The organism is Streptococcus sp. SCPM-O-B-15294 (M123), from assembly GCF_058200455.1.
This window is the reverse complement of the sequence record NZ_JBYQGU010000022.1, coordinates 1-15208: the sequence shown is the minus strand read 5'-3', so window position 1 is coordinate 15208 and position 15208 is coordinate 1. Positions and strand designations below refer to the sequence as shown.

Here is a 15208-nt window from a genome sequence, read left to right as displayed (position 1 = left end):
TGAGTAGGGCTGTAAAAGCTGATGAAATCAGCGTAGTAGAGCCCACTCAACCACTGCGTCTTGTTAAACAATCCCAAAATAATTGAGAGGCTAGGACTTTTGTCCCAGCCTCTTATTTCGATCATCCTAGTGGACTTTTTTGAAGAATTCTTACTGACAGCTCATCCTACAAGCCTTTTGCCAGCTCTCCTAATTTTTCGATCCGATCATGAAGGGTTTCTACATTGAGATTTTCGTGCTGGTAGGCGCACAAAACACCATTCTCATAAAAGACTTGCTCTGGCAGCTGGACCTGCGGTGGCTGAGGACACTCAATCATGACTACACTGAAGACTCCACCAGGCCCAGTTTGCTCCATGGTATTGCCTACGAAATGATAGGTAAAGGCTCTAAATTGCCAGTCCTTGTAGGCACCTGAGATCACATAGGCCACCTTTCGCTCATGACCACGGCCAAAGGGATAGTACGTAAAGTTGGCATATTTTTCAACAAAGGGACTTTGGAAGGGAGTGATGGTCCGATCCTGATCCATCTTCTTCTTCGAATAATCTCTGTAATAGTCATTCCCCTGCGCTCGATCGAACTGGTAACCATGCAAGGAAGCAAAAGCCTGATACACCTTATTGCTTTTCTGAGCATAACTGACGGCCCAATAAACAATCCCTACAACGAAAACAAGAATGACAAGCATTAAAATAATAAATAAGGTAACAAAAACCATACCATACTCCTTCTATTATAAAGAGAGAGAACCAAAAGGTCCTCTCTCAAAATCTAGTTTCTATCGTCTACTACCATTGATCTAGAAGCAATCTTAGACAGCAGAATGACACCTATTCAAAGTGTTCCTCTTCTTCTTTTTCAGCAGCTTCTTCTCTTTTTTGACGAGAATACTCTCTGATCATCAATCCAGTAGCGATATTTGTTAGAAGCAAAATAACAAGTAGATAGGCCCATATTGGCGTAGTTGACAAAACACTCGATTGATTAGTCTTTTCAGTTACAATTGGTTTTGCCAAGAAGTTAAGAACTGCTTGGTTATCTGTTCCATTTGATCGAGCATTTGAAAGTACACCTTGGAAGTTTTTATTAAATTCCGTGCTCTCTTCAATATTCTTGCTCTGATTCTTAATGAGCGTTTCGGTTTGTTGATGAACTTGCTTCACTTCTTCTTGAACTTTTTTAGACTGTTCTGATAATGAGTTAAATTGTGTTTCCATAGAACCGATTACACTTCCATTTGAGTTAATCGTTTCAGATGTGTTTTTAGTGCTTGATGCAAGTCTGGTAACAATATCAAGCAAACCGTCACTACTTTCATCAGTTGTATAGATCTTATTAGTTGCTAAGCCATCTCCTGAATTTGTTGCAGAAACTTCTATGAGTTCTGGACCATTTTTCTGCCATTCTTCATATTCTTGTTTTAGCTTAGCACTTGCCGCTTGATACCATTTAGTTAGATCTTCGATACTGGCTGTAAAGTAATTATTTGGAAGTTCAGCACCTTGAAGTTGCGGAAGGGAATCTATCTGTGCTTGAAGCTGGTTTATCTGCATACTCAACTTAACATATAAGTCAATTCCTGATTTCCGATATTGATCAACATCTTTTTGTTGTAATTTATCGGCCACAGAAGTTGCCGAAATATTTCCATACATCTTAGCAATAGAGTCACCTGCTGGATTAGCAACATCAACAGCATAGGACGAGGATGGACTACCATAGATATTTTTAACGGTCGTTGCTGCCGTATCGATTCGGGAAAGTTGCTCAAAAACAGTGGACAAATCACTATGAATCAAAGCTTCACTACCCTTATTCTTGTCATAGAAGAAGCTGTACTGCATAGGTATCTTCTCACTACCAACCTGAAGATCGAACGAGATCGTGTTTAGACCATAATCAGGAGTATACTGGATTTGCAGTTGAATAGGGGTTGGATCTGAAATGGTTGCTGTACTTGGAACTACCGTAGCTGACTTAGCTCCATGAACTTGAACATTTGCAACACTAATTGGAGTAGCGTTGTATTTATTTGTTCCACTTTTCTCAGTTGTTACTTCTGGATAGACATTATCCAATGTCACTGTTTTTGAGTCAGTTGATGGTAATACATCATTAGCAACTGTTATAAATGTATAACCTGGCATTGACCCTGTAGTCGAACCTTTCACGCTAGCGTACTGTGTCAATAAGTTTAATTTAGAATTATATGAAGCGATTTGTGCGTCTGTTAAAGCACCCAGTTCCTTAAGTTTAGTAAATAGACTAGCGTAGTCAGCTGGGTTTACACTAATGGAGGCAATGGTGCTATTGACTTGATTGTCATAGTCTCCAGGCAATCTATCTGAGCTTGATAAAGTCGAAACCACCTGTTTAGCTAATGCTTCTCTTACACTATTTGTATCTACACCAGCACTGACAGCTTTCGTAATATCAGACTCATTATCTCCCAAAGTAGAGGTGTCTACAATTGTTCCATCAAAGTAGTTCTGAGAAATCTGCGTACGAGAACCCTCTAAAGACGTCTTTAACGCTGTTAATTCTGTTTGAGTTTGAGTAACTTGCGCTTGGAAACCATTAATTCTTTGATTGTAGTTATCAATACGCTGAGATAATTGTACTAAATAAGATGGTGGGATATTTGGATCTGTCGGCATCTCAGTATTTCCAAAAATATTTAAAGAATCATTTGTACTATTGTATAAGTTTTGATACAAATTGTTATCTTTGTCATACTGATTCTTAGCAGAATTGCCTGCAACTTGGGCATTATGATTAGCAACTTGTGATTGCACTGCTTTATATTTTGAAATCGAATCAGTCTGGCCAAGCAGAGATTCTGCATTTGCTTTTAATAAATCCGTAGTCGAGGTTTTAAAATTTAATACAGACTGTTCGAAAGATCTGTTAGAAGATTGAACACTCTCCGCTATTGAAGGGATCGTATCTAAGGATTTTATACTTTGATCAGCTGGCTGTAAGATTGACGTAGTCAAAGAGTTATAGATATTTGACTCATCACCAACAATAGTATTCATCTGAATTTTAGCATCATCAAGATTATTAATGACACTTGTAAAGTACAAACGAATGGTTTCCTGGTTTAAGCTGTTAACGTATTCTCCTACTTGCTGAGCCATTTCAAGCGACTGTTCTTTTTTGACAGATTCTTTTACTTTGTAGGTGATTTTAGCCTTTTCAGGATTAAAACTAGACAGCTGTAAGACATTATGTGAAAAGTCTTTTGGAATATAAATAATTGCCTCTAGCGAATTATCTTTATATTGACTCTCCGCCTGGTCCCTAGACATGACTTTCCAACTAGTTTTTCCACTTTCATCTTTTGCTAACAATTTTGTAAAATCTTCACCAAAATTGTAGGAAACATTGTTTAGTTGATCCCCTTCGTCCTGGTTTACAATCCCAATACGAAGGTGTGTCTTTTCCTTACTTCCAAGAACAAATGAAAGTTTATCTGACTGTGCCATATAGGCAAGAATAGCAACCGTCATCACCAAACATAAAATAATCAACCCTTTTCCAAGTAAGTATTTTTTAATTTTATTTATACTCATTATGGCTTTTTCTCCTAAAATGATTTTACCTTATCATCAAAAAATATAAATGATGCTATTCCCCACAAGCAGTAGAAACAAAATCGCTTGTAGAGTTTCTTCTATTATAACACATTCAGAAAATCTTATGGAAACTTTCTGTATCTACTTGTCTTGTGGTATTCTCAGACGGTACACATCTCTACCAATAAATAGCTGAGTCTCATTGAGTTCCACCAATGGCTCATTGTATTTAGTACGACCAGGAACCACTTTTTGCTCATTAAAGGTAGTACCAAAAGTTCCCATTGGGACATTTTGTCGTAATCTCTTGAAGAATGGTGTAAATTTAGTAACGATACCGCTTTGGTAACCATGGAAAATCAAATGAATGTTTACCGCTGATGATTTTGTAAATAAAGTATTGACATCTTTATCCGTCAGCATAATCTTGTCGCCAGTTAAGTTAATATCAGGCAGATAAACAAACATTGGTTGTTCTCTACGCATACCTGATTGAATAATTCCTAATAGCTCATTAAGGAATTGACCCATCGTAGCTTCCTCAATGATAGTATCAAAGTAGTCATTCATTCCAGTAAATCGTCCGTCGGTGTCTACCACTACGCGATTGACTTTTCCAGAAAAGGCTGAAAACGCAGATAATAGCGTCCGTTCCAGACTATACGTCTGAGAAGGCGTATCGTCCATCAACAGGATAAAGTCATAATTCATTGGTTCGATCGAGCGAAGCAATGTTGTTTCTTTATCATAACCAATTGGAATATTGAATAATTGACGTTCACTATGAACAGCAGGATCGTCTTCAAATGTTTCAAACGTGATTTCATTTGCAAGCATCGGAACAGCTTCTGGTCGAGGTCCATCCCATGCTTGATCCATTGATTCAATGGCAGTCTCAAGACTTTGCAATCGTTCAAGATTTGAACCACCTTCAGTTGCAAGATAAACTTGGAATCGAATTGGTTCATCAAATCGAATCTGACCACGACCAGGGATTACTTGGTCAGCAAGAGCATCAAAGCCAATCAGATCTTTCTTGGAATCCTTATCTACCAAGTACAAGACAAATTGAGTAGCAAAGTTGCTTCGCATACTTAACTTCATAGTCGTATTCCGAAGGACTGTGACAATCAAATAAATTCCTAAACTTGCCCCTTCTCGAAGCACCTGATGGAAAGCTGACTCAATAGAGCTTTCCAAAGGATGATCACGAACGGTGTCATATGAATCTACAATATTTAAAATAAATGGTAAAGACTGACCAGTTTTTTGCTCATACTGTTCAATGGAAGTGACGCCATATTCAGCCAATAGATCTCGACGTTTTTGAATTTCCTTCTGTAAAGCCTTCAAGAACTTCAATAATTTTTCTGAATCATCTAAATTGACGATATCCGCTACATGTGGCAAGCCTTTCAACGGGAATAGCCCATTGGTTCCAAAATCAAATAAATTGAAATGCATCTGAGCTGGACTATTCAATCGAGCGAAGTTCATGACTAGCGTTTGAAGCGCTTGAGATTTACCAAATCCTGGTGAAGCATAAATGATACTATGACTGAATTCTTCCAAATCAAACTCTAACACATGTTGCGCTTGCTCTGAAGGTACATCCATTAAAGCAAAAGGAGCCTTATGGAGTTTATGTTCTGTCCATTTTGGAACTAAAAGTGGTGAGGTAATCTCATCTTTAAGAGGAGGTAACCACGGTTTTGTTGGCATACGAAGGTCGATACTCTTTGCATATTGTGCGATATACTCAACAACTGCATCAAGTTCCGTTTCGTCAGCGTTAGGATCAATACTTACAGTTTCTTCTTCTAAATAAGAGAGATCTGTCGTTGCAAGTTCATATTGCCCCAACTCATTGATCAACCAAATTCGATTATCAACTTCTTCGGTTCGTGATTTTACTGTAGGTGCATAGCGCGCACCACTCCAAGCTGATTGGAAGAGCTCATAAATTTCGTTATTGCCGACTTGTAAATAGGCACGACCTGGCTGAGTAATACTTGCAGCATCTGGAGTTTTGATAATTTCATTTGAATCAGCTTTTTCCGCAACTTTCAATGCTAATTTAAACCGAGAGTTAGACCAGATTTGGTCATTGACAACCCCAGAAGGTTTTTGAGTAGCAAGAATCAAGTGAATCCCCAAAGAACGTCCGATACGTGCCGCTGATACCAGCTCCGTCATAAATTCCGGTTCATTTTGCTTTAACTCAGCAAATTCATCCGAGATCAGGAATAGATGAGGCAGTGGCTCTGTAGGGAAGTCTCCCTCGGCTCCTGAACGTCCCTCTTTGTATAATTTGGTATAGCCATTAATATGGTTAACTCCATATCTTCCAAATAGACGTTGACGTTTTTGCAACTCAGCTCTAATTGAAGCCAGGGCACGTTGAATCCCTGCTCCATCTAAGTTCGTGATGACACCCAATAGATGTGGTAAATCTTTAAATAAGTTTGCCATCCCCCCACCTTTAAAGTCAATTGGAAGGAAGCCAATATCTTCTGGACTAAAATTCAATGCTAACGACAGCATATAAGACTGCAGAATTTCAGACTTACCAGATCCCGTTGTACCCGCCACAAGACCATGGGGCCCATGAGCACGCTCATGCAAGTTTAATTGGACAATATCATCCTTACCACGCACTCCAAGCGGAACTGCCAAGCTCTTAGACGTATCGCCATTGACCCATCGACTGGCAATATTCAAATCATCGACATGTTCTACATTATAAAGCTCTAAGAAAGTAATTGCATCAGGGAGCGCATTCTTCTGCGTTTCCTCATGAATAAGGTTGCTTAGATGACGAATAGCTGGCTCGTAATCATTATTCATAGGGTAGGGAGTGAAATCTTGATTGACATATAGTCCCCTGTTATTGATTAATGTAGCGGTATCTCCATTTTTCAAATCAATCAGTGTGGTAACCATCTCCGGTAATTGACGCCGACTTTCTTTAACCCAAATAACTGTCACCCCAAAGGAAGCCAAGTCCGGTCTTGAAAGGCTCTCATTAATCGCATGTCCAGATAACAATCGATCATCTGAAATGACAATTACGATCTGAGGCAAAAAGGTCCTCTTCTTTTGGTCAGTTTCTTGAAAACGAGACTGCAGTACTTGATACAGACTTGTCAGCACAGCGTCCTTTGTCCGATCATCATGAACAAATCCACGAACATTAATCATTGGTAATAGAAAATGAGGTAAAAATCTCCATTTCTTCCAAATTTGATCATAATCTTCTTGGGAGCTCAAATTAACAAAGATCACATCATGATAAGAGTGAAAAGCAGCAATTTGCAACAAAATTTGCTGAATGAACAACTGCCCCATATCGTGTTTAGCCACAAGTCCAACAATATTTTCAGCCAGTGTAGTGGTGACAGGAACTCCCTTTTGTTTCTCATAGGTCTTTAATAAATCTTGAGAAAAGATAGTTAATTTATCTTTGGTTAAATAGTCCGTTTGATAATCAATTTGAAGCTGGCTATCCATCTCACCCAATCCTAGTGAAACCGTCATGAAATCTTCATTGAAAGGCAAGCGTTCATAAAGACGTTCATCGTAATGCTTGATCATTTCAATCAACGTTTCTATATTCGGTTGCTGATAAAAAAGGATTTTCTTCTCTTCTGCATAGTGTTTTTGCAGAGTAGATACTTGCTTCAATAAGTACGACTCATAATCTTCAACCCTTGAAATCTTCTTTTGTTTGTACTCTTTCTTATCAGAAAAATAGCTTGTAATGGAGAAAGCTGCAGTAAGGATACTCATCCCCCCCATGCTCAGCATCATAATAGCATTTCTTCCCATTAAAACGACTACTAATCCAGAAAGAGCTACCATACCAATAGGAGGAACGATTGCTCGCCAAATCGCATTTTTTGGTTTTGTCGGTGGATTCTTGGGCTTTTCAATTCTCTGTTTCTTATCGTAGATAGTAGGTAGCACACGCGGACTCCGCCGATAAACTGGAAAATTAGCAGGATAGATAGAGCTTTTAGCTTTTAATAATATGGTTTGGCTGTTAAAATGTGGTTTTTCCACAAATGAGGAAATTTTCCACTGATCCTCTAAAAACTCTACAAGGTAGTTCTCAACAAAAAGACTATCCCCTTGTTTAAAATCAGCAATCACATCAGCAGTACCCAATTGGTCATTTAGGTAGAAAACATTGCCATTTGGATAAACGTACACTTTACCGTTGGAAAATAGGACATAGGTATTTGATTGAATTTTGAGATCTGACTCTTTCTCTTTTGAGATGACAAAATCCTCAGCCGGAGGCGACATATAACTGACAAAAATATTCTGCCCTTCATCCAGTACATAGACCGTCTTCGTTCCAATGATATTTTTTCCAGTAGCTAACTCCTGTCCATTAGAGTATATTTTACCATTATTTACATTGAAAGAAAGTCCCTGTTCTTCAGCACTGTCTCCCTCTGTAAAAGTGAGCAAAGAAAATTTATCACCAAATATAACTACTTTGATTTGGTCCAACATACCACTAGCCGTCGGATCCTTTTCTGTATTGTTAAATAATTTATTATTTTCCCTACTCATCTTTTTCGTTACCCACTTTTACCCCTAGTTTTTTAGAGAGTTCCTCAATTTCCTTGCGATATTCACTCAATTTCTTTTGTTTGTCCGCACCCTTCATGTTTTTATCTTCACGGGTCTGTTCATACAAATTCGTGTAGGCATGGAGGGTCAACTGATCATCTCCAATATTCTGAGCTAGATCGAGAGATTTTTTATAGTCTCCCCTTCCAAGATAGATCCAATAATCTAACAAATTCTCTTCGCTAGATGGAGTAATTGTATTCAAAACACTTGATTTCTGCTCTTCAGATAAGTCATCTAAATGAACGTAGGAAGAGGCTAAAACATATTTCGCTTCCTTCCCTAAGCGATTCACCTTGAATTCTTGTAATTCATCAGCCACATCATCATAGTGTTTAGAGATAAACTGACTTTGTGCACTGACAGTTGCTTTCTGAACAGGAATAGACCAAAAATAAAAATATGCTGCGAAAGCGCCTAAAGTAATCGTCGCCACAGAAAAAATCCCCATCCCAATGGAAAAAATGCGCCAATTTCTTTTTGAGACTACAATCTTGGTCTTCTTTTCTTCTTGATAGGCCTTGTCATACGCTTCATTGATATATTTTACAACTTCATCATATGTCTTACAGGCGATAATATCTTGTACTAGTGAGTCACTAATAGCCGAAATACCATTCACCAAAAGCTCAAAATCAAGCTTTGGTCGAAGAATAGAGACAACCAGAGCTTTGTAGTTCATCAAGAAAGTCTCTGAAGTATAGGGAATTGGATTCATAATTCCTTCTAAACCATAATGAAGAATTTTGATGACACTTCCTTGTAAAAAGATATTTTTTGGATGAATGTAAGGAACCTTAAAGCTATGCTCAGAAAAAGTGATTGACTCCATCTTTTGAGCCAATTCCAAACGCTTGACCTCGGTCATTTCTTCAGCGATAAGATCCTTCAGACTATAGGAAAAGTTTGGCTTATCATACAGTAGAGTTAAGAAACCATTCTCTTCTAATGTCACTGTCGCATCCAAATAATTTTCAATAGTTGCTAGTTTTGGTCTAGAAAAATGGCTTGGTGCCAAAACGACCTTAACCTTTTCCTTACTATGTTTAATATCAATTTTGTCAGTCATTTATGATTACCTCCAGCACGTCTCCATTTCCTAACGGATACTCCTTCAACGCTCTATGTTGCTCTATCCGCAATAGCTTTCCTTGAACATCTAAATACCAATTGCTTTGACGAAGAGACAATAGCTTATCTAGATCATTTGAACACATTAACTCCTTGACTTCTTGTAAAGATAAGGTCTTAGAAAATCGAATATCGATTTCCTTGTCCTTATATCTAATCGTTGCGTTTAAATAGTCTTCCCCCATGAAAAATCCTTCCTAAATAAATGCCACTTAATAGCATTGCCACAATAAACAAGACTATACCAAGAATTGACCAGATCATCGTTGTTCCCGATTCTTGTCTATCTACCTTGATATTATCAGCAACCTGGTAATTTTGAAATAGAGTCTGACGATAGGCTTTCGTATCTACACCATCTCCGCTCGACACTTCCTTTTTACTGAAATTTGATTGATTGGCAATTTTAATGATTTCTTGTGCGTTTGTCTTATTTTTTGTCGCTTCTTGCTCTATTCGGTCCATGAACAAGTTCGGCGCATACATGTGCTCAATCTCATTACCTTGAGAACGCTGCTTCTTTTGCGTCACTGAGTCTGTTTTTAATTCCAGCTCACCATCTTTAGCATGAACAGTACTTCCTGAATAAAATAACAGCATCAGTAGCAAAAACAATTGACTGACTTTTTTCAACACTTTATCTCTGCTTTCTATATTAAAAAACTAGTAAATTTCCAAAGTTAAAAAGGTAATCACTACTCACCAAACGTGAATAAATACTATCAAAAAATTTATAGAATCTAACTATTTTAGTTTATCACGAATTATCGTAATATTCAAACGTATGATTGGGCGTGTTTGAATACAAATCAATTAATAAACATTATTAATAAATAGAAACTATCCGTCTGACAAGTGTATCTCCTAAAGACCACTAATTTCACCATCTTCAACGAGATAATGAACAGCCTTATTTTTACCATCCCTTAGCAATTACTTTATTATAGTCTCAGAAACATTAAAATCGTAAATTAAAAATCGCTTTTATTCAAGCGATTTTTAATTTATAGCGAATCATAATTGAGATTGCTAAACTCAATCCTCAACTTTCATTTTCGGTATATCCAAACCTTTTTCCCAGTCTTCATAGACTTCCATATACCGAATCTCTTCTTCATCTTCAAAACCTCTGAAGACAACCTTTTCAATACTTTCATGGTTGAAAAACGCCGCATCTTCAGGATTAATTCCTCTAGGATATACTACTCCTACATAGTCTGAATAAACATTGGTTCCTTCTTGCTCTAAAACGGCACCTCGACCAACAACCATTACTTTAACAGTGCCACCTTCCAAATAAACAATACTTCCTAATGGCAATAATTTTTCACTCATATTTTTACACCTTTCTATTACTTATTTTCTACTAACTGACCACTTTTGACCAATTTTTTATAATAGGATTTACTGTACCATTCGCGGTCACTAATTCCCAGATACTCTTTGTATTCCATCGGATACTTATGAATATAGTAGGCTTGAACAATGTGTATATTTATCATATGGGAAAAATAATAACCAGCAATGACAAACCAAACCACCAAAAATAATCCAAAAATATAAAAATACCAAAGGACCGGTAGTTGATTCATTAGGTGATAGACCAGTGATACCGGAAAGAACACTACCATCGTTCCGACTGTAATCATCATCACTTTCTTAAGAATTGACTTTTCTTCTTCATCGTTCAGTCTCCTTTTCAGATTCTGGATACTATTAGTAATAATCCAGAAAAAGAGAACGATTCCTAAGACAAGCTGAAACCAGAATCCCACAACTGTATAAGCATCGTAAGTTACCGCACTGGCAAAATAAAACCCTGATATAAAAGCACAAACTGACATTGAAAAATAGAAAGGAAAATAGGTCCAAATCTGACTGCTCAAGCGTTTCTTGGGCCAAAAAACAGGGATAGAACCAAAAAGGAAAATAAGATAGAAAACAATACTGATTGGTCGCATTATTTCCCCAATTGTTTGAAACAAAGAAACCGATTGATGAGAAAGATAGTGTACTTCTCCACTTTGACCTACACTACTTGGCAAAGCAATTAATAGAAAGTAAACCATAATTCCAAAAAAGATAAATATGCAAAATAAGACCGTAAAGAGGCGATTGATGATCCCCATATGAATAGGATTTGGCATACCGGCGGTTAAGACAAACTTTCCGTTCGTTACGATTTTCTTACTTCGTTCAAAGTCTGCATCGAAAATACTTATTCTTTTCATCACCTAACCTCCAAACCAAGATGTAACGGTCTTCCATCCACTGGTGAGAGCTTTGCCAACATTTTTTGCTGTCTTAACTGCCCCATCATAGGCATCAAAAGCCATGTTCTCCATAGTATTATAAAATTTATCTTTTCCTTTTGGAAAAAAGACGCCAGCTAAACTATTAATTGTTCCAAAAGCAAAGCCGGCAGCTGCTCCCCACGGACCTGCTTTGGCTCCAATTGCTGTCGCTTCCAGTGGTCCTGCATCCTTCATAGTTTCTATACCCGCATGGATGACAGATTTACCAACACTCTTATAAGCACGACTTCCTTTATTGTTATAAGCACTGACTCCATGATAACCAGCTTCAGCCGCCATTAAAGTCCATCCAGCAAAGTTGAGCCCTTTCCCAACTATCTTAATGCCGTTTTTGAGGGGACCATCAATCATATCAACTGTATCTTTGATTTTGCTCACATACTTCCATGCCTTAGACTCAGTAATTGAGGTCATCACCGATCTAAATTTATTTCCTAATCTTGAATGATAGAGCACGTCTCGAAGACTCCGACCATCCTTACTATATTTCTGCCACAATTTATTTAGGCCATCAAAGCCTGCTCTCTCCATGCTTTGATGAGATCTATGACTTCTTGCGCCTTTTACCAATAAATCATAGTAGCCCTCTAACAAATCCATACCATTGGACAAGCGATTGTAATTTTCATTCTCTGATATTTCCCCTGCTGTTTTTTTCACAAAAAATAAACCATCAACAGTTTTTGATATTAAATTCAACATTTTTACTGGAGTTGAATTACTTACAGAATCTTGAATTTGATTGACAGCATTCAAAAAGTCATCTTCGTAGTAAAATGCCTTAGCTTCTTTTGATGTGAAAGAAGTTTTGCCTGCAGCTGCTAAACCTCCCAAAGTAGTCATCTGAATCTGCAATAATTTACTGTAGTCATCACCACGCTTCCAACCATTGAAGCTTTCCATATTTGTTTTGGTATCCGTTAGAATGGTTTTACCTTCTGATAAGGGGGTTGTAATAGTACTAGCATCTGGATTAGTTAGGCTAATAATGTCAGAGATTGATTCATAAATACTAGCTGTTTGTCCATCTACAGTAGAAATACTGGTCTCAATACTTGAAAAACCATCTAAGATTCCTTGTAAGTAGTCTGTATCAATAATTGCATCTGCCGCAGTTTCGGATACTGTCGTCTGAAACTGTTCAATCGTTTTGTCGTATTGAGCAGAGAGAAGAGTCATAGCGTTAGAGAAATTCGTCATCAGCGGAATTTGATGATTGCTAATCTTAGCATTAATTGCTGATTTGACATCTCCTTTAAGACTTTCCGAATTGACCAGATTCACAAATGAGGACTTTGCTGTTTCGATTTGATTTGAAAGTGATGTTTGTGAGGTAGACAAGGACGTCTTTTGGTTCTGAACCTCTGTCATATCAATTTTCATCGATTTCTCCTTCGGTACTATGTGTCAGGGAAAGAATATTATGTTGGAAATAATCCTTTCGAAATTGCTGATCAACATAGTCTTGATCAAACGTATCGCTGTACCCTTTATGAATAACCTGAGAAATTAAATAACTTGGAATAAACAATGGTTCCACATCTAATCTCATACCATAGGGATAAATACTCACCATATAATCTATATATTCCTTATCATCTGGTTCAGGGATAATCCTACGCCCCATGATTGTTGCCATAAAGGGAACTTTTGCATCCTCCATGGCAGAAACTAACCCTTGAGGAAGTAAGTCGCGATCCAACTCTACCAAACTTCCTAAAGGAAGAACTGGGGCCAGAAGCAAGTCCGTATAGGATAGCCAAAGCATAAAGTCTTTCATTGGTAGTTTGACTTCCGAGTCCAAATACGTCAAGCATGCTATTGAACTGTCCCAGTCAAACTCCATCTCAACGGATGTCCCAAGCAAACTACTGTAACTATACAGAGACTCTTTCTTAAAAATTACCAGTTGGAGTTTACGAAAAGCATCAGCTTGACCGACTAAGGAATAGCCAACTTGTTCTAGAACAGCTTGATCATCCTCACTAATTTCTAATTGATGCAAGGCCGTTTTGTATAAATTACTCATCTCATTCATTTATCTAGTTCCTTTCCGGTAACTTTCTTATTTAGCATTTGCCTGATTTTTGTCATCTGTCACTTTGTTTTCAGCAGCTTGATTCATATGCGTGACATCATCAGTAGTAAATGTTTTAAGAGCACCAATTACTTCGTTAAATGATTTAATATCATCATTAAAAGATGTAAAAGGCGTCATCGTTGTAGTTGCAAAACTCAGCTCCGCAATATCTGTAATATTTGTGACACTTGAATTAACTGTAGAAGTCAGTCCGGTCCAAGTGCCATAATCTGTTCCTTTTATTCCCATTGATCCTTCTATCCTTTATCATGAAGTTGCGTTATTTGCCGCTGCTTGATAATTCGTCATATTAGTATAGGCTGTATCAGCTGCAGCCTGTAGATTCGCAGACTCCGTCTGGAGTTCCTCAATCATATTGGCTATACTGGTTAAATTTGTATCATGGCTTGTTTTATTAGTCGTAGCAGCAGTATTTGCCAATTCATACTGTTCGGCATATTTCGTTTTACGATCACCTTTGAACTGAGATTCATCTTCCCCTTTTATGTTCTCTAAGGCATCTATAATACCTGTTTGAAAATTTTCTATCTGTGTGGATAGATCTGTCTTTGCAGTCTCTAGGCGGGTAATTTTTTCGTCGACCACTCCCTTTTGAGCGATGGCTTGCTCATATTTTTGAGATTCTTGATTCGCTAGACCTTGGTAGTAGGATGCATCTGACATTTTTACTCTCCTCTATCGAAATTTCAACTAAATTAAAGAGGGATAGGAAGTAATCCCATCCCTCCATTCCAGAGTCTTCTTATCCTTTAAAACCAAATCCAGATGCATCTGCGTTGTCACGCTCAGCAACAGTATTAGCATAGCTAACCAATTGTTGATTAATAGAAGTCAACAACTCTTGGAATTTAACAACATCACCGTGTAATTGTTGATATTGCTCAAGGTAAGAATTAAAGGCACTACCTTGCCAGTGTGCTTGCATTTCTCCATTGGCACTGTTTACTGCTTGGATAGCAGCTTCAATTTGATCGCGAGCGTTTGAATAAACAGCGGCTTGCGAGGTGAGTTCTTCTGGGGATAGTGAAATTTCTGCCATAATTGGACTCCTTGTTTATAATTTATTTGTTCAAAAGTGAACAACTTATAGTAGAATTCTAACGCTTTTAATAAGAATTGTCAAGAGCATACATATTATTTTATGATTTGAGCTTCAAACTTTTCTTCATTACTCTCCCTTCCCCAAACACCAGTCCCATATTATCCCTCCAGTTGTGGTATGATGGTAGAGTATGTTTAGGTGCCAAGCTACTCGAGCACCTCCGTGCTAAAAGGAGAACGAATATGAAAATCGCATGGAATGAAATCAAATACCAACCCAAGAAGTTTATCCTGATTGAACTTCTCATTACCATTCTCATGTTTATGGTGGTGTTTTTGTCCGGTCTGACAAATGGACTGGGGCGGTCGGTATCGGCCCAAATCGATAACTATGGGTC

12 protein-coding genes are annotated in these 15208 nt (G+C 37.7%); all 12 read right to left on the bottom strand.

All coding sequences use genetic code 11. The features are described from left to right. Nucleotides 1–166: 166 nt before the first annotated feature. The 12 genes from AC3E8G_RS10025 to AC3E8G_RS09970 all read right to left on the bottom strand — a co-directional run bounded on the left by AC3E8G_RS10025 (nt 167) and on the right by AC3E8G_RS09970 (nt 14808). On the bottom strand, nt 167–721 hold the full coding sequence (locus AC3E8G_RS10025; protein WP_154859012.1) for a hypothetical protein: 555 nt from the start codon (nt 719–721) through the stop codon (nt 167–169). A gap of 112 nt (nt 722–833) precedes the next feature. Continuing rightward, on the bottom strand, nt 834–3578 hold the full coding sequence (esaA, locus tag AC3E8G_RS10020) for a type VII secretion protein EsaA (protein ID WP_154859014.1): 2745 nt from the start codon (nt 3576–3578) through the stop codon (nt 834–836). 144 nt (nt 3579–3722) lie between these two features. Further along, on the bottom strand, nt 3723–8162 hold the full coding sequence (essC, locus tag AC3E8G_RS10015; protein WP_154859016.1) for a type VII secretion protein EssC: 4440 nt from the start codon (nt 8160–8162) through the stop codon (nt 3723–3725). After that, nucleotides 8155–9291 carry a type VII secretion protein EssB gene (gene essB, locus AC3E8G_RS10010; RefSeq protein WP_154859018.1) on the bottom strand — a complete coding sequence of 379 codons (1137 nt, stop codon included), beginning with the start codon at nt 9289–9291 and terminating at the stop codon, nt 8155–8157. The genes essC and essB overlap by 8 nt, the downstream gene beginning before the upstream one ends. A gap of 215 nt (nt 9292–9506) precedes the next feature. Next, nucleotides 9507–9989: a type VII secretion protein EssA gene (gene essA / locus AC3E8G_RS10005; protein ID WP_154859022.1), complete on the bottom strand. Its 483-nt coding sequence runs from the start codon at nt 9987–9989 to the stop codon at nt 9507–9509. Nucleotides 9990–10388: 399 nt separating this feature from the next. Beyond that, nucleotides 10389–10688, bottom strand: a complete 300-nt coding sequence (locus AC3E8G_RS10000; protein ID WP_154859024.1) for a DUF4176 domain-containing protein — start codon at nt 10686–10688, stop codon at nt 10389–10391. A gap of 17 nt (nt 10689–10705) precedes the next feature. Continuing rightward, nucleotides 10706–11584, bottom strand: a complete 879-nt coding sequence (locus AC3E8G_RS09995) for a beta-carotene 15,15'-monooxygenase (protein WP_154859026.1) — start codon at nt 11582–11584, stop codon at nt 10706–10708. Between the two features lie 3 nt (nt 11585–11587). After that, entirely contained in the window at nt 11588–13051 is a 1464-nt protein-coding gene (locus tag AC3E8G_RS09990; protein WP_154859028.1) for a T7SS effector LXG polymorphic toxin, read from the bottom strand. Beyond that, a complete protein-coding gene (locus AC3E8G_RS09985) occupies nt 13041–13697 on the bottom strand; it encodes a DUF4176 domain-containing protein (RefSeq protein ID WP_490677640.1) in 657 nt (218 codons plus the stop codon). Before AC3E8G_RS09985 ends, AC3E8G_RS09990 begins: the two co-directional genes overlap by 11 nt. Before the next feature lie 36 nt (nt 13698–13733). Continuing rightward, entirely contained in the window at nt 13734–13997 is a 264-nt protein-coding gene (locus AC3E8G_RS09980) for a hypothetical protein (protein ID WP_154859032.1), read from the bottom strand. A gap of 18 nt (nt 13998–14015) precedes the next feature. Next, nucleotides 14016–14432, bottom strand: a complete 417-nt coding sequence (locus tag AC3E8G_RS09975; protein ID WP_154859034.1) for a DUF5082 domain-containing protein — start codon at nt 14430–14432, stop codon at nt 14016–14018. A gap of 79 nt (nt 14433–14511) precedes the next feature. Next, on the bottom strand, nt 14512–14808 hold the full coding sequence (locus AC3E8G_RS09970; RefSeq protein ID WP_154859036.1) for a WXG100 family type VII secretion target: 297 nt from the start codon (nt 14806–14808) through the stop codon (nt 14512–14514). Between the last annotated feature and the right edge of the window lie 400 nt (nt 14809–15208).